Annotated in this window: 18 protein-coding genes; 5 read left to right on the top strand and 13 right to left on the bottom strand. The window is 70.9% G+C overall.

Going from position 1 to position 22,082, the window contains the following annotated elements; translation table 11 throughout:
• Positions 1-65: 65 nt before the first annotated feature.
• The 4 genes from IE206_RS31545 to nsdA form a co-directional block, all read right to left on the bottom strand.
• Complete coding sequence (locus IE206_RS31545; protein WP_189968158.1) at positions 66-2,525, bottom strand: [protein-PII] uridylyltransferase; 2,460 nt, start codon at positions 2,523-2,525, stop codon at positions 66-68.
• 15 nt (positions 2,526-2,540) lie between these two features.
• Complete coding sequence (locus tag IE206_RS31540; protein WP_053727924.1) at positions 2,541-2,879, bottom strand: P-II family nitrogen regulator; 339 nt, start codon at positions 2,877-2,879, stop codon at positions 2,541-2,543.
• Positions 2,876-4,216, bottom strand: coding sequence for an ammonium transporter (locus IE206_RS31535; protein ID WP_189968156.1), 1,341 nt, complete (start codon positions 4,214-4,216; stop codon positions 2,876-2,878). The genes IE206_RS31540 and IE206_RS31535 overlap by 4 nt, the downstream gene beginning before the upstream one ends.
• Positions 4,217-4,568: 352 nt before the next feature.
• Positions 4,569-6,044 (bottom strand): transcriptional repressor NsdA, encoded by a 1,476-nt coding sequence (nsdA, locus tag IE206_RS31530; RefSeq protein WP_189968154.1) that lies wholly within the window; start codon positions 6,042-6,044, stop codon positions 4,569-4,571.
• A 452-nt stretch (positions 6,045-6,496) separates the two neighbouring features.
• On the opposite strand from nsdA, the gene IE206_RS31525 reads away from it, so the two are divergent.
• Positions 6,497-7,162 carry a bifunctional DNA primase/polymerase gene (locus tag IE206_RS31525; RefSeq protein ID WP_189968152.1) on the top strand — a complete coding sequence of 222 codons (666 nt, stop codon included), beginning with the start codon at positions 6,497-6,499 and terminating at the stop codon, positions 7,160-7,162.
• Positions 7,163-7,248: 86 nt separating this feature from the next.
• On the opposite strand, the gene ftsY is transcribed toward IE206_RS31525, so the two are convergent.
• The gene (gene ftsY, locus IE206_RS31520) at positions 7,249-8,457 is read right to left on the bottom strand and encodes a signal recognition particle-docking protein FtsY (protein ID WP_189968150.1); all 1,209 of its coding nucleotides are present in this window, start codon (positions 8,455-8,457) and stop codon (positions 7,249-7,251) included.
• A 192-nt stretch (positions 8,458-8,649) separates the two neighbouring features.
• Between ftsY and IE206_RS31515 the strand changes: the two genes are divergently transcribed.
• A complete protein-coding gene (locus tag IE206_RS31515; RefSeq protein WP_189968148.1) occupies positions 8,650-10,122 on the top strand; it encodes a cytosine permease in 1,473 nt (490 codons plus the stop codon).
• 70 nt (positions 10,123-10,192) lie between these two features.
• A complete protein-coding gene (locus tag IE206_RS31510; RefSeq protein ID WP_189968146.1) occupies positions 10,193-11,158 on the top strand; it encodes an LLM class flavin-dependent oxidoreductase in 966 nt (321 codons plus the stop codon).
• A 142-nt stretch (positions 11,159-11,300) separates the two neighbouring features.
• Here IE206_RS31510 and IE206_RS31505 read toward each other — a convergent pair whose 3' ends face one another.
• The 4 genes from IE206_RS31505 to IE206_RS31490 all read right to left on the bottom strand — a co-directional run bounded on the left by IE206_RS31505 (position 11,301) and on the right by IE206_RS31490 (position 17,643).
• Positions 11,301-12,719 carry a sugar porter family MFS transporter gene (locus tag IE206_RS31505; protein WP_189968144.1) on the bottom strand — a complete coding sequence of 473 codons (1,419 nt, stop codon included), beginning with the start codon at positions 12,717-12,719 and terminating at the stop codon, positions 11,301-11,303.
• Positions 12,720-12,969: 250 nt separating this feature from the next.
• Positions 12,970-16,551, bottom strand: coding sequence for a chromosome segregation protein SMC (gene smc / locus IE206_RS31500; RefSeq protein WP_189968142.1), 3,582 nt, complete (start codon positions 16,549-16,551; stop codon positions 12,970-12,972).
• A gap of 199 nt (positions 16,552-16,750) precedes the next feature.
• Positions 16,751-16,969, bottom strand: coding sequence for a hypothetical protein (locus IE206_RS31495; RefSeq protein ID WP_053727915.1), 219 nt, complete (start codon positions 16,967-16,969; stop codon positions 16,751-16,753).
• A gap of 380 nt (positions 16,970-17,349) precedes the next feature.
• Entirely contained in the window at positions 17,350-17,643 is a 294-nt protein-coding gene (locus tag IE206_RS31490) for an acylphosphatase (protein WP_078966592.1), read from the bottom strand.
• 182 nt (positions 17,644-17,825) lie between these two features.
• Here IE206_RS31490 and IE206_RS31485 point away from each other — a divergent pair, with 182 nt between their 5' ends.
• Entirely contained in the window at positions 17,826-18,713 is an 888-nt protein-coding gene (locus tag IE206_RS31485; RefSeq protein WP_189968141.1) for a CAP domain-containing protein, read from the top strand.
• Between the two features lie 223 nt (positions 18,714-18,936).
• On the opposite strand, the gene IE206_RS31480 is transcribed toward IE206_RS31485, so the two are convergent.
• On the bottom strand, positions 18,937-19,527 hold the full coding sequence (locus IE206_RS31480) for a flavodoxin family protein (protein WP_189968139.1): 591 nt from the start codon (positions 19,525-19,527) through the stop codon (positions 18,937-18,939).
• Between the two features lie 163 nt (positions 19,528-19,690).
• Here IE206_RS31480 and IE206_RS31475 point away from each other — a divergent pair, with 163 nt between their 5' ends.
• On the top strand, positions 19,691-20,113 hold the full coding sequence (locus IE206_RS31475) for a winged helix-turn-helix transcriptional regulator (RefSeq protein ID WP_189968137.1): 423 nt from the start codon (positions 19,691-19,693) through the stop codon (positions 20,111-20,113).
• Here the strand turns inward: IE206_RS31475 and mutM are convergent.
• From mutM to rpmF, 3 genes are all read right to left on the bottom strand, one after another.
• On the bottom strand, positions 20,086-20,946 hold the full coding sequence (gene mutM / locus IE206_RS31470) for a bifunctional DNA-formamidopyrimidine glycosylase/DNA-(apurinic or apyrimidinic site) lyase (protein WP_189968135.1): 861 nt from the start codon (positions 20,944-20,946) through the stop codon (positions 20,086-20,088). The genes IE206_RS31475 and mutM overlap by 28 nt on opposite strands.
• 132 nt (positions 20,947-21,078) lie before the next feature.
• Positions 21,079-21,888 carry a ribonuclease III gene (gene rnc, locus IE206_RS31465; RefSeq protein ID WP_189968133.1) on the bottom strand — a complete coding sequence of 270 codons (810 nt, stop codon included), beginning with the start codon at positions 21,886-21,888 and terminating at the stop codon, positions 21,079-21,081.
• A 19-nt stretch (positions 21,889-21,907) separates the two neighbouring features.
• A complete protein-coding gene (gene rpmF / locus IE206_RS31460; RefSeq protein ID WP_007493396.1) occupies positions 21,908-22,081 on the bottom strand; it encodes a 50S ribosomal protein L32 in 174 nt (57 codons plus the stop codon).
• Between the last annotated feature and the right edge of the window lies 1 nt (position 22,082).

Genomic DNA, 22,082 nt, shown 5'->3' with positions numbered 1-22,082 from the left:
CAGGGTATCCCGGCGGATGGGGGGCGCGGGGGTGCCTGCGGCAGCCCTCCCTTATAGGGCGGCCCCTACCCGGGGCCGGGTGCGGCTCCCAGCGCCGACTCCAGCTGCCCCGTCACCTCGGCCGCCACCTCCGGCGCCAGCGCCGCACCCTCCGCGTCCGTCACATAGAAGGCGTCCACGGCGTTCGACCCCAGCGTCGAGACATGCGCGGAGCGCACCCGTACGCCCGCCGTCTCCAGGGCGTGGCCGATGCGGTGCAGCAGGCCGGGTACGTCCTGGGCGCGCACCTCGATGACGGTGGCGTGCCGGGAGGCCGAGGGGGCCACCGTCACCCGGGGCGGTGGCGCCTGCGCGCCCCGGCGGCGCGGATAGGCGGCCTCGCGTTCGGCCAGGCGGCTCTCGATGTCGAGGGAGCCCTCAAGGGCCCGCACCAGGTCGGCCCGCAGCCGGGCCGCCTGCGGCAGCGAGCCGTACTCGGCGGCGACCCGCCAGTTCAGCAGGAGTACGGAGCCGCCGACCGGGTCGGGGAGTTCGAGGGCGCGCAGTTCCGCGGCGCGCACGGTGAGGCGGTGCAGGGCGAGGACGCCGGCCGTCACGGGCAGCACGCCCGGCTGGTCGGGGACGGCGACGAGGAGCTCCACACCGAGGGGTTCCCGCTCGTCCGATCCGTCCGCCCGGGCCCGCAGGGCGAGGACGGGCCCTCCGGTGCGGCGGGCCTCGACGGCGAGGCGTTCCTGCTCGGCGGTGACCGCCGCGGGCTCGGGGTCGACGGTCTCTCCGGCGAGGACCGCCGAGGCCCGCTTGACCAGGTCCGCGACGAGCGAGCCGCGCCAGGAGGACCAGGCGGCGGGCCCGGTGGCCAGCGCGTCCGCCTCGGTGAGGGCGTGCAGCAGCTCCAGGGTTCCGGTCGAGCCGACCGCTTCGGCGACCGAGCGGAGGGTCACCGGGTCGTCCAGGTCGCGCCGGGTCGCGGTCTCGATGAGGAGGAGATGATGGCGTACGAGGGTGGCGATCACGGCCACGTCGGCGGCGCCGAAGCCGATCCGCGCGGCGACGTCGCGGGCGATGGTCTCGCCCACCACCGAGTGGTCGCCGGGCCAGCCCTTGCCGATGTCGTGCAGGAGGGCGGCGACCAGGAGCAGGTCGGGGCGGTGCACCCGGCGGGTCAGGTGCGAGGCGCGCACGGCGGTCTCGACGAGGTGGCGGTCGACGGTCCAGGTGTGCACGGCGTTGCGCTGGGGCCGGCAGCGTACGCGCTCCCAGTCGGGCAGCAGCCCGGTGACGAGGCCTTCCGCTTCGAGCGCCTCCCAGACGGGGACGGTGGACTCCCCCGCGCCGAGCAGCGTGACGAGCTGTTCGCGGGCCTCGGCGGGCCAGGGCGTGGGCAGCGGCTTGGCGGTGGCCGCCAGGCGGCGTACCGCGTGCAGCGAGATGGGCAGGCCCGCCTGGGCGGCCGCGGCGGCGGCGCGCAGCGCGAGGACCGGGTCCTTCTCGGGGCGGGCGGTCAGCGCGAGCACGACCTCGCCGTCCTGTTCCACGACGCCCTCGGCGAGCGGGGTGCGCTCGGGGGCGCCGGTGCGGCCGCCACCGAACAGGCGGCTCAGCCGCGGCCGGGCGGAGCGGGCCCGCAGCACCCGGCCGACCTCGCGCCAGGTGACGTCGCCGGCGTAGGAGATGACGCGGGCCGACTCCGATACCTGACGGAGCATCACATCGGCGTCCAGGAGCTCCAGTTCGGCCGCGACGGCGTCCTGCTCCTGAAGGGCGAGGCGGTCGGTGGCGCGGCCCGTGCACAGATGCAGCGCGTCCCGGACGTCCAGGAGGCGGCGCCTGGCCTCGGCGAGGCCTTCCCTCGGGGCGTCCGCCAGCCAGGACGCGGCGACCGCGCGCAGGGCGGTCGCGTCCCGCAGACCGCCCCTGGCCTCCTTGAGGTCGCCTTCGAGGAGATACTGCAACTCGCCCTGGCGCTGGGCCCGTTCGCGGCACAGCTCGTCGAGTTCGGGCAGCCGTTTGGGGGCGAGGTTGCGCCAGTCGGCGAGGACCGCGGTGCGCAGCGCGGACGTCATGGCGAGGTCGCCCGCGACATGGCGGGCATCCAGGAGGCCGAGCTGCACCTTGAGGTCCTCGCCCGCTGTCTTGCGGGCCTGGGCGGGGGTGCGTACGGAGTGGTCGAGGGCCAGGCCGAGGTCCCACACCGGGTACCAGATCCGGTCGGCGAGCAGGGCGAGGGCCCCGGCGTCGGCCCGCCCGTCGTGCAGGAGCAGCAGGTCCAGGTCGCTGCGCGGGGAGAGTTCACCGCGCCCGTAGCCGCCGACGGCGACCAGGGACGCGCCCGCCACCCCGGCCTCCTCGGCGGCGCCCGCGAACAGTGCGGCCAGCCAGTCGTCGGTCAGCTCGGCCAGCGCCGCACGGCGCGGCGGCCCGGACCGCCCCTTCTCGGTGAGAAGGCGCAGCCGGGCCGCCGCGTAACCGCCGGGCTCCGAGTCGTCGTCACAGGATTCGGTACTCACGTCAACGCTCGTCACCCAGCAGCTCCTTGCCTACAGTGCGTCAGGTCCGCGTTCGCCGGTGCGGACCCGGACCGCGGTCTCGACCGGCACGCTCCACACCTTGCCGTCGCCGATCTTTCCGGTGCGGGCCGCCTTGACCACGACGTCGATCAGTTCCTCGGCGTCGTCGTCCTCGACCAGGACCTCTATGCGGATCTTGGGTACGAGGTCGACGGTGTACTCGGCGCCGCGGTAGACCTCGGTGTGGCCGCGCTGGCGCCCGTATCCGCTGGCCTCGGTGACGGTCAGGCCGTGGACGCCGAAGGCCTGGAGGGCCTGCTTGATCTCGTCGAGCCTGTGCGGCTTGACGACCGCGGTGATGAGCTTCATGCGTCCACCTTCTTGTTCGCTGCCGCTTCGCCCGGGACCGACACGGTCTTGCGGGGGGCGGTTCCGCCGCCCGCGCCGCTGAAGTCGTACGCCGTCTCGGCGTGCTCGACCTGGTCGATGCCGGAGATCTCGTCGTCCTCGGGGACCCGCATCCCGATCGTCTTGTCGAGCAGGAGGGCGAGGACCGCCGAGACCACCAGCGAGTAGCCGAGGACCGCGCCGACGCCGATGGCCTGCTTGCCGAGTTGGTCCAGGCCGCCTCCGTAGAAGAGGCCCTTGGCGGTGGACTGTACGCCGCCGGTGGCGAAGAGGCCGACGAGCAGCGAGCCGGTGATGCCGCCGACCATGTGGACGCCGACGACGTCGAGCGAGTCGTCGAATCCGAAGCGGTACTTGAGGCCGACGGCCATGGCGCACAGGATGCCCGCGATGGCGCCGATCGCGATGGCGCCGAGGGGGCTGACGCAGCCACCGGACGGGGTGATGGCGACGAGGCCGGCGACCGCGCCGGAGGCGGCGCCGAGCGTGGTGAAGGAGCCGTGCCGGAGCTTCTCGTACAGCAGCCAGGCGAGCATGGCGGCGGCCGTGGCGACCTGGGTGTTCACGAACATCACGGCACCCACGCCGTCGTCGTTGCCGAGCCAGGAGCCCGCGTTGAAGCCGAACCAGCCGAACCACAGCAGGGCCGCGCCGAGCATGACGAGCGGCAGGCTGTGCGGCCGCATCGGGTCCTTCTTGAAGCCGACGCGCTTGCCGATGACGAGGATCACGCCGAGGGCGGCCGCACCCGCGTTGATGTGCACCGCCGTGCCGCCGGCGAAGTCGATGACGCCCTTCTTGAAGAGCCAGCCGTCCGAGGCCCACACCCAGTGCGCGACCGGGAAGTAGACGACGGTGACCCACAGGGCGGTGAACAGCGACCAGGCGGTGAACTTGACACGGTCGGCGAGCGCGCCGCTTATGAGCGCGGGCGTGATGACCGCGAACATCAGCTGGAAGACGGCGAAGACGTAGATCGGGATGGAGTATCCGGGCCAGAGCTGGACCAGGCCGATGCCGCTGAGCCCGAAGTAGTCCTTGGACCAGCCGATGAAGCCGTTGCTCTCGCCGAAGGCCAGGCTGAATCCGTAGAGCACCCACAGGATCGTGACGATGCCGAGGCTGATGAAGCTCATCATCAGCATGTTCAGGGTGCTCTTGACGCGGACCATGCCTCCGTAGAAGAAGGCGAGTCCGGGCGTCATGATCATCACCAGCGCTGAGCAGATCAGCATGAATCCGGTGTTGGCGCTGGACAGCTGCGGAGCGTCAGCTGCGAGCGTGATGCCTGGAGGCATCGGCGTCTCCTCGTCGTCGGGTACGGCCCGTGCGGGGGCGTTACTCGGGCGGGAACTGGCTGGAGGCCGGTTATGCGCCATGAGGTTGTCCCAGCGCGGTTTCCGGCGGTGCCGCTCGATGTTTCGCCGCAGTGACGAAGCGGGCGGGCGTGTTACACGCCAGTGAACTGCCGGATCAGAAGGGGATCGGCGACTACCATCCGCGTACGTCCGGGCACAGCGGACCGGCCGCGACGTCACCCGCTTGACCTGGCGTGGGGGTGCCGAGTCGGGCTGAACGGGGTGAGTGTCGCGGCCGGGGTCTTGTATGCCGTCGCACGGCCGGGCCCGAGGGCCCCTGGGTGGAGCGGACTCAGACGGCTTCGGCCGTCTCGGGCAGTTCCCTGCTCAGCAGGTCCGTCATCCGGACCACCTCGGCGACGTCCGAGAAGTCGCGCGCGGCGGTGTCGACGGTCTTGCGCAGCCGGGTGTTGACCCGCTCGGAGCGGACCCGCTTGGCGACCCGCAGAGCCTGCTCGGCAAGCACGGTCGACTGCTCGGGCTCCCGCTTGAGCAGGTGCACGGTGGCCATGCCGATCAGATTCAGGGCGTAGCTGCGCTGGTGCTCCTCGTCCTTTCCGAACAGGGCAACGGCCTGCTCCATCACGGGCTCGGCGAGCGAGGCGTAGGTGGGGCTGCGGCCGGCCACATAGGCGAGGTCGCGGTAGGAGTGGGCGTTCTCCCCGTTGAGCTCCGCCTCGGAGAAGAAGCGGATCCAGTCGGGCTCCGGCTCGCCGTCGAGCCCGGCGTCACCGAAGGTTTCCTCGGCCATCCGGACGGCCCTCTTGGTCTTGCTGGGCTGGCCCATGTTGGCGTAGGCGCGGGCCTCCATCGCATACAGCATGGCCTGGGTGCGGGCGGTGGCGCAGTCGCGGCTGCCGTACTGGGCGAGGTGGATGAGTTCCAGGGCGTCGTCGGGCCGGCCGAGGTGGATCATCTGGCGGCTCATCGAGGACAGGATGTACGAGCCGAGCGGCTTGTCGCCCGCCTCCTTGGAGGCGTGCAGGGCGAGCACGAAGTACTTCTGGGCGGTGGGCTGGAGCCCGACGTCGTAGCTCATCCAGCCGGCCAGCTCCGCGAGTTCGGCCGCGCACTGGAAGAGGCGTTTGGAGGTGGCCGCGGGCTGGGGCTCCTGGAGCAGGTCGGTGACCTCGTGGAGCTGGCCGACCACGGCCTTGCGGCGCAGCCCGCCGCCGCACTGGGCGTCCCACTGGCGGAACATCGCGGTGGTGGACTCCAGCAGCTCCAGCTCGGGCTTCGAGAGCCGGGAGGGGCGCCGGGCGCTGGCGGCGGTCTCCTTGGGCCCGGACTCGCCGGAGAGCGAGGGCACCAGCCAGCGCTGCATGGGCTCGATCAGGGCGGGGCCCGCGGCCAGCATCAGCGAGGTGCCGAGGAAGCCGCGCCGGGCGAGCATGAGGTCGCTGCGGGAGAACTCGCTGAGCAGGGACACCGTTTGGGGCCCGGCCCAGGGCAGGTCGACGCCGGACACGGACGGCGACTGGTGGGCCTGGCGCAGGCCGAGGTCCTCGATGGCGACGACGCTGCCGAAGCGCTCGGAGAACAGCTCCGAGAGGATCCGGGGAATGGGCTCGCGAGGCATCTCGCCGTCGAGCCAGCGCCGCACCCGGGAGGTGTCGGTGCTGATGTGGTGCGCGCCCATCTGGCGCGCCCGGCGGTTCACCTGGCGCGCCAGTTCGCCCTTGGACCAGCCGCTGCGGACGAACCACGAACTCAGCTGCTCGTTGGGGCGCTTGCCGGCGCTCGTCTCGCTAGCCCCACTGCCGCCCACTGGAACGCCCCCAATCCGCTGAAGCCTCGGTTGTGCATCGATTGCGCGAACCTCTATCAGAATGCCGCTAGTTGGGCCTCCTGTCCTGCGGATGCAGCCGCCCGGACCGGAAACCGGCTTGCCTCCGGCATACCCGCGGGTGCGTATACCCCCAAGGTCCGTGTACCGACGGTAATCCTACGATCACGCGTCCGGCCATGGCGATTCCAGAAACGCCACCATTCGCCACCCCTTCGAATGAACTCCCCTGCCGCCAGGCGCGATTCACTTGACACATGACGATCAGCGTCGGGTGGAGCGAAGCGAGCCGGGGCGCACGGCGCGTTTCGCACCACCCCCTTCACGACCGTGTCCTACCTGGCGGAGACGGATTGTGACGGGAAAACTCCGGATCGTCACGACTATGTCACTGGCGTCGTAACCACCGACGCGGCAGACCCGTTGGAGGGGGCATGGGCTTCACGATCGGCGGCAGCCGGGGGATCAGGGAGACCCGGCCCGGCTCTTGGCGCCGCGGCCGCTCCGCGCGCATCACCCGAACGAGCGAGGTCACGGCGGTGGCCGAGTACACCGGACTGTGGGGGTGGGACGTCGCGCCGGGCGCCCGCGCCCTGAACGGCGAGTGCTCCTGCGGCAGTTCGTCCTGTACGGCGCCGGGCGCTCACCCGCTCGACTTCGCGCCCGAGATCCCGGCGGGCGCCACGCTCGACGAGGTGACCAAGGCCTGGTCGCAGTGCCCGGGTGCGGCGGTGCTGCTCCCGGTCGGGCGGACCTTCGACGTCCTGGACGTGGCGGCACCGGCCGGGCGGCGGGCCCTGGTGCGCCTCGAGCGGATGGGCCTCCCGCTGGGCCCGGTCTCGACGACGCCGACCGGCCGCACCCACTTCTACGTGGCCCCGGGCGCCTCGGCCGAACTCCCGGGGCTGCTCTACCGGATGGGCTGGGACGACGCCGTCCTGGACCTGCGCTGCCCGCCGCGCGGCAGCTACGTACCGGCGCCGCCGTCGGGCGAGGTGCGCTGGCTGCGCCCGCCGTCCCTGGACACGGCTACGCGCCCGCCACAGGCCCGCCTGCTCCTGGGCACGCTCGCGTACATCTGCCATCGCTCGGCGGCGTAAACCACCCGTACGAGGGAACGCCCCGCGGCATCCTTGTCGATGCGGCGGGGCGTTCGTGCGCAAACCGGTGTGCGCGACCGGTGCGGCTACTCTCCGATGAGGGCGTCCACGAACGCCTCCGGCTCGAACGGGGCCAGGTCGTCCGCGCCCTCGCCGAGGCCGACGAGCTTGACGGGCACGCCCAGTTCGCGCTGGACGGCGATGACGATGCCGCCCTTGGCGGTGCCGTCGAGCTTGGTCAGGACGATGCCGGTGATGTCGACGACCTCGGCGAACACCCGGGCCTGTACCAGGCCGTTCTGGCCGGTCGTGGCGTCGAGAACGAGCAGGATCTCGTCCAGCGGGCCGTGCTTCTCGACGACGCGCTTGACCTTGCCGAGCTCGTCCATGAGCCCGGTCTTGGTGTGCAGGCGGCCGGCCGTGTCGATCAGGACGACGTCGGCGCCCTCGGCGATGCCTTCCTTGACGGCGTCGAACGCGATCGAGGCGGGGTCGCCGCCCTCGGGGCCGCGCACGGTGCGGGCGCCGACGCGCTCGCCCCAGGTCTGCAGCTGGTCGGCGGCGGCGGCACGGAAGGTGTCGGCCGCGCCGAGGACGACGGACTTGCCGTCGGCGACCAGGACGCGGGCGAGCTTGCCGGTGGTGGTGGTCTTGCCGGTGCCGTTGACGCCGACGACCATCACGACGCCGGGGACGGTCTCGCCGCCCTCGGTCTTGACCTCGCGGTCGAAGTCGGTACCGAGCAGGGTGAGGAGCTCCTCGCGCAGCAGGGTGCGCAGGTCCTCGGGGGTGCGGGTGCCCAGCACCTTGACGCGCTCGCGGAGCCGGTCGACCAGCTCCTGGGTCGGCGCGACGCCGACGTCGGCGGTCAGCAGGGTGTCCTCGATCTCCTCCCAGGTGTCCTCGTCGAGGTGCTCGCGCGAGAGCAGGGTGAGCAGCCCCTTGCCCAGCGAGTTCTGCGAGCGGGCGAGGCGGGCCCGCAGCCGGACGAGCCGGCCGGCGGTGGGCTCGGGGACCTCGATGGCCGGGGCCTGGGGGGCCACCGGCTCCCCGACGACGACCGGCGCGGCGGGTGCCTCCGGAAGGCCGACCTCCTCGATGGTGCGGCGCGGTTCCTGCGCCGTCTCCGCGGCGTCCTCACCGACCTGAGGTTCGGCGGGCGGGGCTGTGATGGTCGGCGTGCTCGGCGGGGCGGTGGGCGGCAGCTGCTTCTTCTTGCGGCTGCTGACCACGAGCCCGCTGATGGCGCCGACCGCGACCAGGGCGATGACTACAGCAAGGATGACGAATTCCATAACTCTCCCAGTATCGGGTACGGGCCCCACGAGCACCCAGTTTGTGGCTTCCTCCGAGAACGGAAGGGAATTATGGGACGGGTGTCAGATTAAAGTACGATAGAGGTGGGCGCATCAACGCGCGTAGAGTCCCCTTCGACTACCCCACCGGCTCAGCGTCGAGCCGAGCGAGAGGCATGGAACTCCACCCCCATGAACACTGGCACCACCGACGAACCGCAGAGCGCCCTGGAAACACGCGGCCTTGAGCCCGTGCCGGACGCGGGGCGCACCGCGAGAACCCGCGAGCTCTTCCCCACCTGGGTCGCCGCGAACATCAGCGTGCTGCTGCTCACGATGGGCGCCAGCCTCGTCGTCGCGTACAAGCTCAACTTCTGGCAGGCGATCGTGGTCGCCGTGGCCGCGCCCGTCCTCTCGTACGGCCTGGTCGGGCTCATCGGGATCGCGGGCAAGCGCGGCGGCGCGCCCGGCATGGCGCTGTCGCGTGCGGTGTTCGGCCAGCGGGGCAATCTGCTGCCCGGTTCACTGATCTGGGTGGCGCGCTGGGGCTGGGAGACCATCAACGCGGTGACCGGCGCCTATGCGGTGCTCACCGTGCTCGACATCCTCTTCGGGATCAAGAGCAACACGTTCCTGATCATCGTCACGCTCGCCGTCTTCGTGGTCATCACGTTCGCGATATCGGGCCTCGGCATCCACGTCGTGCAGAAGTGCAACAAGTACGCGACGTTCCTGTTCGGCGCGTTCTCGATCCTGGTGCTCGTCTACCTCGTCATGAACACCGACTGGTCGGCCGTCTTCCACCAGCCGGCCGGCAAGACCTCGCTGATGGTCGCGGGCACCGGCATGATCGCCGCCGGCGGTGTCAGCTGGATCCCGTCCGCCCCCGACTTCGCCCGCTACCTGCCGCGCAACGCCTCCGCCAAGGCGATCGTGGGCAACTCCATCGGCGGCGCCGGCATCGTGGTGCTTCCGATGGTCCTGATGGGCGCCGTCATGGCGGTCTCCACACCGGACCTGGCCTCGGCCGCCGACCCGGTGTCCTTCCTCGGCGAGATCCTGCCGATGTGGATCGCGGTGCCGTACCTGCTGATCGCCCTTGTCGGCATGCTGCTGATCAACTCGATGTCGATGTACTCGGCGGGCTTCACCGCGCAGACCCTCGGCTTCAAGATCCCGCGGCACTGGGCGGTCTCCGTCAACGCGCTGATCTCGCTGATCTTCGGCGGTGTCCTGATGCTGGTCGCCACCAGCTTCATGGGCTCGTTCATCGCCTTCCTCTCGCTGCTCGCCGTCGCGTTCTCGGCCTGGGTCGGCGTGTTCGGCGCGGACATGCTGCGCCGCACCGAGTACGACGCGAAGGCGCTGCTCGACACCACGCGCACCAGCGCCTACTGGTACAAGGGCGGCTTCTCCCCCGCCGCCGTCATCGCCTGGGCGATCGGCCTGGTCGGCGGCCTGATGTTCACCAAGTCCGACTGGTTCACCGGCCCGCTGTCCGGGAACAACCCGGTCGGCGAGTACGGCCTGGGCTGGGTCGCCACCATCGTGATCTCCGGCCTCCTGTACGTCGTGCTGCCCAAGCCGCCCGTGGTGGCCGCAGAGCCTTCTGAGGCCAATGAGGCTTCTGATCCGGCCAAGTCCCCCGAGACCCTGGCTGTCTGACGTAGCGTCAGCTACCGTCCCCCTTTGCCCGGGGTTCTGCGGAACCCGCCCGGTGGAGGGGGACTTTTCCATGCCGTTCACGGTCGTACGCATGAATCTGGTGGACCCGGACGCCACCGCCCAGTCGCTGTCCGCGCGCTACCGGGCGGCCCTGGAGATGGCCGCGTACGCCGACGACCGGGGCATCGACACCGTCCAGACCGAGGAGCACCACGGCACGGACAACAACTGGCTGCCCTCCCCCTTCGCCTTCGCGGGCGCGGTCTTCGGCGCCACCCGCCGCATCGCGGTGACGGTCTCCGCGATCATCGGCCCGCTGTACGACCCGCTGCGGCTGGCCGAGGACATCGCGGTGCTCGACCTGGTGAGCGGCGGCCGGCTCGTGACCGTCTCGGGGATCGGGTACCGGCCCGCCGAGTACGAGCAGCAGGGCGTCGCGTGGGGCCGGCGCGGCAAGCTCCAGGACGAGCTGCTCGAAACCCTCCTGAAGGCGTGGACGGGTGAGGAGTTCACCTTCCGCGGGCGTCGGGTACGCGTCACCCCGCGCCCGTTCACCGAGCCGCACCCGATGCTGCTCGTCGGCGGCTCCTCACGCGCGGCCGCCAACCGCGCGGCCCGCCTCGGTCTGCCGTTCTTCCCGAGCGCGCATCTGCCCGAACTCGAGGCGCACTACAACGAGAAGCTCGCCGAGTACGGCACCGAGGGCTTCTGCATGATGCCCGCGGCCGAGACTCCCCTGCTGCATGTCAGCGAGGACCCCGACCGGACCTGGGCCGAGTACGGCGAGCACTTCCTGCACGAGGCACGGATGTACGCGTCCTGGCAGTCCAAGGACATCCGCTCGGCGGTGAAGTCCGGAGCCACCACGGTGGAGGAGCTGCGCGCGGAGGGCGTCTACCGCGTCGTGACCCCGGAGCAGTGCGCGGCCCTGGAAGCCGACAGCCTGGTCCTGCACCCCCTGTGCGGCGGAATGCCGGTGGACGAGGCGTGGCGAAGCCTGCACTTGTTCTGCGAGCGGGTGCTTCCGGCGCTCTGAGCGCTCCGCGGGACGTGGCCGCCCCGGCCGCGGGCCGGGGGGGCGAGGAAACCCGAAGCCTCCCGGCATGGACCACGCGCCAAACCGCCCCGGCTCGATGGCGAGCCGGGGCGGTTTGGCGAGAGGAGAGGGGCAGCGGGGATTAGCCCATCTCCTCCAACGCCTTGCCCTTGGTCTCCTTGACGTACTTGAGCACGAAGGGGATCGAGAGCACGGCGAAGACCGAGTAGATGACGTAGGTGCCCGACAGGTTCCAGTCCGACAGGCTCGGGAAGCTCGCCGTGATGGCCCAGTTCGCGATCCACTGGGCGGCCGCGGCGACACCCAGGGCCGCGGCGCGGATCCGGTTCGGGAACATCTCGCCGAGGAAGACCCACACCACGACGCCCCAGGACAGGGCGAAGAACAGCACGAAGACGTGGGCGGCGATCAGGGCCACGACGCCCTCGGTGGTCGGGAGCTTGCCGTCGACGAGGTGGGCCGAGAAGGCCCAGGCCTCGACGGCGAGCGCGACCGCCATGCCGATGGAACCGATCAGCGCGAGCGGCTTGCGGCCGACCCGGTCGACGAGGACCATCGCGATCACGGTGCCGATGATGTTGATGATCGACGTGGTGAACGAGTAGAAGAACGAGCTCGACGGGTCGATGCCGACGGACTGCCACAGCGTCGAGGAGTAGTAGAACGCGACGTTGATGCCGACGAGCTGCTGGAAGACCGAGAGGCCGATGCCGACCCAGACGATGGGCAGGAAGCCCCACTTGGAGCCGAGCAGGTCCTTGAAGCTCGACTTGTGCTCGGACTTCATGGCGTGCTCGATCTCGGCGACGCGGGCGTCGAGGTCGACGTTCTCGCCCTCGACGTCGGCGAGCACCTTCTTGGCGTCGGCGTCGCGGCCGACCGAGATGAGGAAGCGCGGCGACTCGGGGATGGCGAAGGACAGCAGGCCGTACAGGATGGCCGGGATCACCATCACGCCGAGCATGACCTGCCAGGCCTCGAGCCCGATGATCTTGCCGCGCTGCTCGCCGCCGGCGGCGTTGAGGATGCCCCAGTTGACGAGCTGGGAGATCGCGATGCCGATGACGATCGCGGCCTGCTGGAAGGAGCCGAGCCGGCCGCGGTAGGCGGGCGGGGCGACCTCGGCGATGTAGGCCGGGCCGATGACCGAGGCCATGCCGATGGCGAAGCCGCCGATGATCCGCCAGAACGCGAGGTCCCACAGCGCGAACGGCAGCGCGGAGCCGATGGCGCTGATGGTGAACAGGGTCGCCGCGATCTGCATGCAGCGGATGCGGCCGATGCGGTCGGCGATCCGGCCCGCGGTGGCGGCGCCGATCGCGCAGCCGATCAGGGCGATGGCGATCACCTGGGCCAGCGTCCCGGACCCGATGGAGTACCGGTCACGGATCGCCTCTACGGCGCCGTTGATCACGGAACTGTCGTAGCCGAAGAGGAAGCCGCCCATCGCGGCCGCCGCCGTGATGAAGATGACATGGCCGAGGTGGTCCGGCGCGGTCTGGCCGCCTCCGGACGCCTGCGCCTGCGCGGTACTGGTCACGTGTACTCCTGGGGCCGCCCTGCAACGTCGCCGGGCGTGGGGGGACTCCTCCAAGTGGCGCACAACTTCCTGTCACCCACCACTTGAAGGTAAAAGCAACGTTGCAGAGACTATGCCTTCAAGTTTCGAAGTCAATACCTGTTCGGTTGTGAATTTGCAGGCACGACTCGCCGCCGAATGTTCAAGACTTGAAGAAGTGGAGGTCAGCCCGGGGATGGGCCACAGGCGCGGGCCGAAGCCGCCGGCCGCCTCAGCGCAGCCGCTGGCTGATCACCTTGGACACGCCGTCGCCCTGCATCGAGACGCCGTACAGCGCGTCGGCGACCTCCATGGTCCGCTTCTGGTGCGTGATCACGATCAGCTGCGAGGACTCCTGGAGCTCCTGCATGATCCGGATCAGCCGCTGGAGGTTGGTGTCGTCCAGGGCCGCCTCGACCTCGTCCATCACGTAGAACGGGCTCGGCCTGGCCTTGAAGATGGACACGAGCAGCGCGACGGCCGTCAGGGAGCGCTCGCCGCCCGAGAGCAGCGAGAGCCGCTTGACCTTCTTGCCCGGCGGGCGCGCCTCGACGTCGATCCCGGTGGTCAGCATGTTGCCCGGATCGGTCAGGATCAGCCGGCCCTCGCCGCCCGGGAAGAGCCGCGAGAAGACCCCCTCGAACTCCCTGGCCGTGTCGCGATAGGCCTCCGTGAAGACCTGCTCCACCCGCTCGTCCACCTCCTTCACCACTTGAAGGAGGTCGGTCCGGGTCTTCTTGAGGTCCTCCAGCTGCTCGGAGAGGAACTTGTGGCGCTCCTCCAGCGCCGCGAATTCCTCCAGGGCGAGCGGGTTGACCTTGCCGAGCTGCTGGTACGCCCGTTCGGCTGCCCTGAGCCGCTTCTCCTGCTCGGCGCGTACGTAGGGGACCGGCTGGTTGCGGGGGTGCTCGCCCGCGGCGGAGCCGCTGATTGATGCAGCATCGGGCAGCTCCTCTCCCTCGGCGGGCGGCGAGGGGGCCACCAGCTGGTCGGGCCCGTACTCCGCCACCAGCCCGGCCGGCTCGACCCCCAGCTCCTCCAGCGCCTTGGTCTCCAGCTGCTCGATCCGCAGCCGCTTCTCGGCACCGAGTACCTCGCCGCGGTGAACCGAATCCGTGAGTTTGTCGAGTTCCGCCTTGAGGTCCCGGCCGGCGCCGCGGGCCCCGGTCAGCTCCTGTTCGCGCTCGGCCTTGGCCGCCTCGGCCCCGGCCCACTCCCGCTCGGCCCGCACGAGCGACACCTCGACGTGGGCGAGCAGGGTGCGGGCGCCGGATGCCACGGCCGCGGCGACGGCCGCCTCGTGGCGCAGTCGGGCGCGGCGCTGCTCGGCGCGGGCCCGTGCCTCGCGTTCGGCCCGGGCCGCCCGGTCGAGCCCGTCGGCCCGCCCGGCGAGCGCCTTGACGCGCTCCTCGTGGGTACGGGCCTGGAGCCGGGCCTCCATCTCGGTCTGCCGGGCGTTGGCGCCGTCCGCCGCGAGCCGGTCCCGTACGGACGTGTCGGGCTCCTCCTCGACCGGCATCTCCTCGGCGACGAGCAGCCGTTCGGCCAGCTCCTCGGCCTCCTCGGTGGCCTTCTCCAGAGCTTCCTGGGCGCGGGCGGCGGCCGCCGCGGTCCGCTCGGCCTCGCCGGCCGCACCGCGCGCCTGCCCGGCGAGCCGGCCGAGCTGCTGGGCGACGGAGGACCGCGCCTTCTCGGCGGCCCGCCGACGCTCCCCCAACTCCTCGACGGCTGCCGCCAGTTGACTGCGTCGCGCGGTTGCCTCCTGTTGCGCGCGGGCCAGGTCCTCGCACCGTACGGCCAGGTCGGCGAGCTCGGCGGCGGCTTCGTCGACGGAGGCCTGGACCTCCAGGAGGCTGGGCGCGCCGGCCGATCCGCCGTGCGCGAAGTGGGCTCCGAGTACGTCGCCTTCGGCGGTGACGGCGGTCAGCGCGGGCCGCGCGTAGACGAGGTCCTCGGCGTCCTCCAGGGTGCCGACCACGACGACGTCGCGCAGCAGGCGCCGTACGGCGGGCATCAGTTCGGCGGGGCCGCGGACCAGGTCGGCGGCGCGAGGCGGTCCTTCGCCGCGCACCGGCCGCCCGTCCTCGTCCTCGGGAGCGCCGTTCAGGAGCAGGGCGGCGCGGCCGGCGTCCTGTTTGCGCAGCATGCGGATGGCTTCGGCGGCCGCCGACGGCCCGCTCACCGCGATCGCGTCGGCGGCGGCGCCCAGGGCGGCCGCGACCGGCACCTCGTACCCGGGTGCCACGGTGAGCAGTTCGGCGGCGGGGCCGAGCAGTCCGGTCAGCGTGTCGCGGGCGCCGAGCAGCGCTCCCGTGCCGTCCTTGCGGCGCAGCCCCAGCGCGAGCGCGTCGTGCCGGGCGGCGGTGGCGGCACGTTTCCGCTCGGCGGCGGTGGCCTCCTCGCGGGCGGCGCCGAGCGCGGCCTCGGCCGCGGCGAGCTCGCGCTTGGCCGCGTCATGGGCCTCGGCGAGCTCGGTGTCGTCGGCCTCGAGGCCGTCCACCTCGGCCTTGAGCTGCTCGTACTCCTCCTGTGCGAGCGCGGCCCGCTCGCCCGCCTCGTCACGCGCGGCGGCGAGCCGGTCGATCTCGGCCTGCGCGGAACCCGCCCTGCTCCGCGCCGCGTTGACCTGCCCGTGCAGCCGCGCGAGGCCCTCGCGCCGGTCCGCGATGGCCCGGGCCACATCCTTCAAACGCCGTTCCTCGACGGCGAGTTCCCGCTCGAGATCGGCGCGGTGGGCGGAGGTGTCCTCCAGGGCGTGCTCGGCCGCTTCGAGGGCGGCCTCCAGCTCGGCCTCCTGTTCGCGGATCCGGGCGGCCTCGCGCTCCATGTCCTGCGGGTCGCGGCCGCGCCGCTCCTCCGGCGGCTGCGCGCTCGCGCTCTTGACCCGGGCGTCGGCCAGCGAGATCGTGCCGCGCACCCGCTCGGCCAGCTGGGACAGCTCGTACCAGGTCTGCTGGGCGCGCTGGAGCCTGGGCGACAGCTGCCGCACCTGGTCCTCCAGTCGGGCCTCGCGGGCCAGGGCCGCCTTGAGGTCGGCCTCCGCGCTCTCCTTGCGGCGAAGGAGCTCGGCCTCGTCGGCGATCTCGGCGCTGAGCGCCTCCCGCATCCGTACGAGGTCGTCGGCGAGCAGGCGAAGGCGGGCGTCGCGCAGGTCGGCCTGGATGACGGCGGCGCGGCGCGCGACGGCGGCCTGGCGGCCGAGCGGCTTGAGCTGGCGGCGCAGTTCGTCGGTGAGGTCCTGGACGCGGGCGAGGTTGGCCTTCATCGCGTCCAGCTTCCGCAGCGCCTTCTCCTTGCGCTTGCGGTGCTTGAGGACGCCCGCGGCCTCCTCGATGAAGGCCCGCCGGCCCATGGGGTCGGCGTGCAGGACGGAGTCGAGCTGGCCCTGCCCGACGATGACGTGCATCTCGCGGCCGATGCCGGAATCGGAGAGCAGTTCCTGGATGTCGAGCAGCCGGCAGGTGTCGCCGTTGATCTGGTATTCGCTGCCGCCGTTGCGGAACATGATCCGCGTGATGGTGACTTCGGCGTATTCGATGGGCAGCGCGCCGTCGGAATTGTCGATGGTGAGGGAGACTTCGGCGCGGCCGAGCGGAGGGCGGCCGGTCGTCCCGGCGAAGATGACGTCCTCCATCTTTCCGCCGCGCAGCGACTTGGCGCCCTGCTCACCCATGACCCAGCTCAGCGCGTCCACGACGTTGGACTTGCCGGATCCGTTGGGGCCCACCACACAGGTGATGCCCGGCTCGAACTTCAGCGTGGTCGCGGACGCGAAGGATTTGAATCCGCGCAGAGTGAGGGCCTTGAGGTGCACGCCGCCGGACTCTACCTTTCGCTCTCGGTTTCGCCCAGGAAGGTGCAGGGCACATCAGACCGTAAGGGAAAGGCGGGCCGGCCCATCGTGCGCCGGAAGAAAGAAAGAAGGGACGCCGGAGCGTCCCTTGCAATACATTGCAGATCTTGCGGATCTCTCGATCTCGACGAGAGGGACGGAAGCCTCTCTCACCCCGGGGTCAGGTGAGGGCGGGCTCCGCCTGCGGGACGTCGATGTCGATGCCTTCGAGCAGCGAATCTCCGCGGTGCGAAGCGGCGGCAGCGGACAGCACGTCGTTCTCGGACTGAATCCGGTTGAGCTCGGACTCGAGGTCCTGGACGCGCTGCTGGAGCCGTCGCATCTCGGCGAGGAGTCGCGGGTCGGAACCGCCGACGTAACCGAGAAGCGCCTTTGCCATGATGGATGGTCCTCCACACTGAGTGACCGACCGAAGCGGTGTGGGTCGTGAGGGAATCGCACCCGCGGTGCTTGGACTTGACTGCGGTTCTTCATGCCAAACAGCTAAGGTGCGCGGGGCTTCCAGAGTCTCACCAAAAAGTTTGACGGTCAACACGATCACGCCCCGTATCCACCGGCAATCCGGGGGCCCGCAACCGCTGAACGAGCGGTGCTGCCTCTTCTCGGAGCCCTGGGGGCGTGGAGATCATCCTTACTGTTGGCAGCCTTGCACGCCGGGCGCGAGATGGCAACAGGCAGATCGTTCGAGGTCAGCGCGTGGTTGCGAGCCGGATGCGGGGTGTCACCGCGCCCGGCTGCCGCTCGGTCGCGCGACGGCGCTCAGCGGATGGCGAAGGTGTCGTAGCCGCCCCGCGCTGTGTCCCAGATCTCCGTCACTCCGTCGACCCGGCCCGGCGTGTCGTCGGAGCGAAGCCACTCCAGCAAACGGTGGCAATTCTCACGCGGCCCCTCGGCGACGACCTGGACGCGTCCGTCGTCCAGATTCAGGGCGAACCCGCTGAGGCCGCCGATCTCCAGAGCATTTGCCCTGGTGAACCAGCGGAAGCCGACTTGTTGCACTCGCCCGCGCACCCAGGCCGTGAGTCGAACATCTCCGTGCGCATCTTCGTTCATACCTGCACGCTAACCGGCCAATTGCTCACGCAGCACTTCGCCCCCATGCGTCATGGCGTACAGTCGCGACGAAATGGATCTCACCCGTATGGGTCAGTTCCCATTTGATCATTTACGGCCGATTGCGGCCACCGCGGCAATGCGGCCAGGCATTGCCCACGGCACTGAGGAAGGCACAGCAGATGGGACGCCATCGTCGCTCCGCCGCCGAGCCCGCGCCCGCAGATCCCGCGGTGGGCCAGGACGGCCGCCCCCGGGGTGGAACACGCCGGAAGAAGCGGGTGATCGTGCCCGTGCGCACCGGGCTGCTCGGCGTCTCCGCCGCCGTGGCCGTGGGCGCGGTGGCCGTCGCCTCCGGCCTGCTGCCGGGCGGCGGTACGTACAAGGTGAGCGGCGACACCATGGCCGGCGGTCAGCTCCGTGCGAGCCAGACGCCGGACGTGCAGCCGCAGGGCGGCGAGTCGGAGAAGCCGAGCAGCCCGGCGTCCACGCCCTCCGAGTCGGCCAAGGCCGCACACGCGCCCTCGACCGCCCCCTCCCCCAGCGCCTCGGCCACGCCGTCGGCGCCCGCGTCCGCGCCCACCCCGGAGAAGAAGTCCGCGCCTCCGGCCCCGGCCCCCTCGAAGCCGGCCTCCCCGCCGAGCGACCCGCCCAAGCTCGTCCCCTCGCAGCGCGCCCAGATGCCGACCGCCGAGGCCTCGGCCGCCGCCACCGTGATGTCGCTGGTCAACATGGAGCGCGCGCAGGCCGGTTGCAGCCCGGTCTCGGCGAGCCCGGCGCTGGCCTCGCTCGCCACCGCCTTCAGCAACGACATGGCCGCCCGCGGCTTCTTCGACCACACCGACCCGGACGGCAGGACGCCGTGGGACCGGGCCGCGAAGGCGGGCATCCAGGGCCTCGGCGGCGAGAACATCGCCCGCGGCCAGACGGATGCCAAGGCCGTGATGGATGCCTGGATGAACAGCCCGGGCCATCGCGCGAACATCCTGAACTGCGAGTACAAGTCCCTGGGCGTCGGCGTGCACTTCGGCCCCGGAGGCCCCTGGTGGACCCAGGACTTCGGCTTTTGATCACCGATTTCTGATCACCGGTTTTCGATCATTGCCCGAAGATGCACATCCGGTCGGGACCGTCGCTCATTCGTCATCATGTACGTAATGCGCTTCGTACGCGCACGAAAGGGCCCCCTCCGTTGCGAACGGCGGGGGCCCTTTCGTATGCGCGCATTCGGATCCCGACGCGAAGAAATCGGAGCGCGTGCTGGTCCGTATTGATCAAGCGGTCGGAAAACGATCAGGCGCTCACGGCCGCCTTGCCCGCGATGAAGACGCGGGTGGTCTCAGTGATGCGGCGGCCCAGGTGTTCGGCGGTGGCCATGTCGGCCTTGTGGACGCCCTCGGGGCCCTCGTCGGAGTTGGTCTGGGCACCGGCGCCGGAGAAGAAGCCCAGCCGGTTGAGGTCGTTCTCGGAGCCGGTGGTCAGGTTCCAGCCTGGCTTCAGGCCGAGGTTCACCCAGTGCATGCCGTGCTGGGCGGCAAGGGTCTGGAAGTACTGCAGGGTGTGGCTCTTGTCGCCGCTCTTGGAGCCGGAGTTGGTGAAGCCGGCGGCGAGCTTGTCCAGCCAGGCGTCGGTGAACCAGCGCTTGGAGGTGGCCTCGGCGAACTGGTGGAAGGCGCCGGACGCGGTGCCCATGTAGGTGGGCGAGCCGAAGACGATGGCGTCGGAGGCGTCGAGGAGTTCCCAGTCGGCGTCGGTGATGGCGTCGACCTTGATGACGTGGACGGTGGCGCCGGCTTCGGCGGCGCCGTTGCGGACGGCCTCGGCGAGGACGGCGGTGTGGCCGTAGCCGGAGTGGTAGGCGATCGAGACAACAGGAGTGGTCACGGCAGGAATCCCCTCGGAGAGGTGAGAAAAGCGGCGGGGCTGGGGTGCGACGGCGATGGCCGGTTCCGCGGCGGCTGCCCGCTGCGGCGCTACCCCTAGGTAAGCACTAACTTCTAGTTAGCGCAACCCGGGCGTGCGCGCTGCATGGGAGTACCCTGGGGTCATGGAAGAGACCGCTACGAGCACCGAGTGCACCGCCGAGGCCGCCGACGACGCGGAGCTGGCGTTCAATGTGTTCTCCAAGGCCTGCCCGTCCCGGCGCACGCTGGAGGACGTCACGGGGCGCTGGGGCAGCCTGACGCTCGGCGGGCTGTACGAGGGGAGCCTGCGCTTCAACGAGCTGCGGCGCCGGGTCGACGGCGTGAGCGAGAAGATGCTCTCCCAGACGCTGCACTCACTGGAGCGTGACGGCCTCGTACACCGCGAGGCGCAGCCGACGAACCCGCCGCGGGTCGACTACGAACTGACCCCGCTGGGCCGCGATGTGGCCGAACGGCTGCTCTCGCTCATCCACTTCCTGGAGGGCCGGATGCCTGCGGTCCTCCAGGCGCAGCAGAGTTACGACGCGGAGCGCGGGGCCCTCTGACACCTCGGGCAGAAGTAGCTGGACCGGTTCATCCAGGCGCGCCGGCGCATCGGCGTGCCGCAGCGCCGGCACGGCTCGCCCTCGCGGCCGTAGGCGTCGAGGGAGCGCTCGAAGTACCCGGACTCGCCGTTCACGTTGACGTAGAGGCTGTCGAAGCTGGTGCCGCCGACGGCGAGGGCCTCGTTCATCACGTCCCGTGCGTGGCCCAGGAGTTCGGCCGCCTTGGGGCGGTTCAGGGTCGCGGTCGGGCGGTCGTAGTGCAGCCGGGCGCGCCAGAGCGCCTCGTCGGCGTAGATGTTGCCGACCCCGCTGATGAGCGATTGATCGAGCAGTGCTCGTTTGACCGTGGTGCGCCGCAGCCGCAGCGCCGCGAAGAAGGCCTCGTCGTCGAAGGCGGGGTCCAGCGGGTCACGGGCGATGTGCGCGATGACGTCGGGCAGCCCGTCGGGGGTGTTGTCGTGCAGCGAGAGCCCGCCGAAGGTCCGCTGGTCGACGAAGCGCAGCTCGGTGCCGAGCTCGTCCTGGAATCCGACCCGGATCCGCAGATGCTTCTCGTCCGGGGTGTCCTGCGGCTGCACGAGCAGCTGCCCGCTCATGCCGAGGTGTCCGAGCACGGAGGCGTCCGTGTCCGCGAGCGGCAGCCACAGATACTTCCCGCGCCGCTGGGCGACGCCGATCCGGTGCCCCTTGAGCCGTGCAGCGAAGTCGTCGCCCCCGGCGAGGTGGCGGCGTACGGCGCGCGGATGCAGCACCTCGACGTCCGCGACGGTGCGCCCGGCCACCCAGCGCTCGAGTCCGCGCCGGACCACTTCGACTTCGGGCAGCTCAGGCATGTGCGCAGATTACCGCGCGCCCCACGGACAGCCGCAGCGGGCCCGGAAAGAGGGCCTCAGCCTGCGGGACAAGCGAAAACCCCCGCCCCGCACCGGAGTGCGCTGGGCGGGGGCTCGAAGGAAGGAGGCTGATCAGGCCGATGCGCCGGCGGCGGGGGTCGGCGACCCGCCATCGGCCGCGGCCACGACGGGAGCTTCCGCCGCGGCCTTGGCCCGCTCGTCGGCGGCGGCACGAATGGCCCGCCATGCCGATTCTGCGGCCTGCTGTTCCGCTTCCTTCTTGCTGCGGCCGGTGCCGGTGCCGTACGAGACACCACCGACGCGAGCGGCAGCAGTAAAGGTCTTCTCGTGGTCGGGTCCGGTTTCGGAGACCAAGTACTCGGGAACGCCGAGGCCTTCGGCCGCCGTGAGCTCCTGGAGACTGGTCTTCCAGTCCAGGCCGGCCCCGAGGTTCGAGGACTTCTCGATCAGGGGGTCGAACAGCTTGTGGACGAGCGCGGACGCCGCCTCAAGACCCTGGTCGAGATAGACAGCGCCGATCACCGCTTCAAGGGTGTCGGCGAGGATGGATGCCTTGTCCCGGCCGCCCGTGCCCTCTTCGCCCCGGCCGAGCCGGATGAAGGAGCCGAGTTCGAGCCCTCGGCCCACCTCCGCGAGCGCACGAGAGTTGACCACCGCGGCCCGGAGCTTGGCCAGTTGGCCTTCCGGGAGATCGGGGTGGGTGCGGTACAGCGTGTCGGTGACGACCAGACCGAGCACCGAGTCCCCGAGGAACTCGAGCCGCTCATTGGTCGGCAGACCGCCGTTCTCGTACGCGTACGAACGGTGGGTGAGCGCACGCACCAGAAGGGCGGACTCGAGCTGATACCCGAGCCGCCCTTCCAGAAGCGTGTGGGACGAGGCCGTGTTGTTGTCCGCCTTTTTGGCGTTGGACTCAGACATCGGGCCTCTCACCAGCCGCTCAGACCTCGAGGACCTGGCGCTTGTTGTACGTGCCGCAGCTCGGGCACGCGATGTGCTGGAGCTTCGGCTCATGGCAGCGCTCGCACGCAACCAGGGTGGGGACCGCAGCCTTCCACTGCGACCGGCGGTGGCGCGTGTTGCTGCGCGACATCTTCCGCTTCGGAACAGCCACG

The organism is Streptomyces violascens, from assembly GCF_014649955.1.
GTDB lineage: Bacteria > Actinomycetota > Actinomycetes > Streptomycetales > Streptomycetaceae > Streptomyces > Streptomyces violascens.
Note: the sequence above shows the minus strand (reverse complement) of the source record. Positions and strands in the feature narration are given on the sequence as shown.

Coding starts and splice junctions, on each gene's coding strand:
- IE206_RS31540 (WP_053727924.1), bottom strand. CDS start 2,879: ATGAAGCTCATCACCGCGGTCGTCAAGCCGCACAGGCTCGACGAGATC.
- IE206_RS31535 (WP_189968156.1), bottom strand. CDS start 4,216: ATGCCTCCAGGCATCACGCTCGCAGCTGACGCTCCGCAGCTGTCCAGC.
- IE206_RS31525 (WP_189968152.1), top strand. CDS start 6,497: ATGGGCTTCACGATCGGCGGCAGCCGGGGGATCAGGGAGACCCGGCCC.
- ftsY (WP_189968150.1), bottom strand. CDS start 8,457: ATGGAATTCGTCATCCTTGCTGTAGTCATCGCCCTGGTCGCGGTCGGC.
- IE206_RS31515 (WP_189968148.1), top strand. CDS start 8,650: ATGAACACTGGCACCACCGACGAACCGCAGAGCGCCCTGGAAACACGC.
- IE206_RS31510 (WP_189968146.1), top strand. CDS start 10,193: ATGCCGTTCACGGTCGTACGCATGAATCTGGTGGACCCGGACGCCACC.
- IE206_RS31495 (WP_053727915.1), bottom strand. CDS start 16,969: ATGGCAAAGGCGCTTCTCGGTTACGTCGGCGGTTCCGACCCGCGACTC.
- IE206_RS31490 (WP_078966592.1), bottom strand. CDS start 17,643: ATGAACGAAGATGCGCACGGAGATGTTCGACTCACGGCCTGGGTGCGC.
- IE206_RS31485 (WP_189968141.1), top strand. CDS start 17,826: ATGGGACGCCATCGTCGCTCCGCCGCCGAGCCCGCGCCCGCAGATCCC.
- IE206_RS31475 (WP_189968137.1), top strand. CDS start 19,691: ATGGAAGAGACCGCTACGAGCACCGAGTGCACCGCCGAGGCCGCCGAC.
- mutM (WP_189968135.1), bottom strand. CDS start 20,946: ATGCCTGAGCTGCCCGAAGTCGAAGTGGTCCGGCGCGGACTCGAGCGC.
- rnc (WP_189968133.1), bottom strand. CDS start 21,888: ATGTCTGAGTCCAACGCCAAAAAGGCGGACAACAACACGGCCTCGTCC.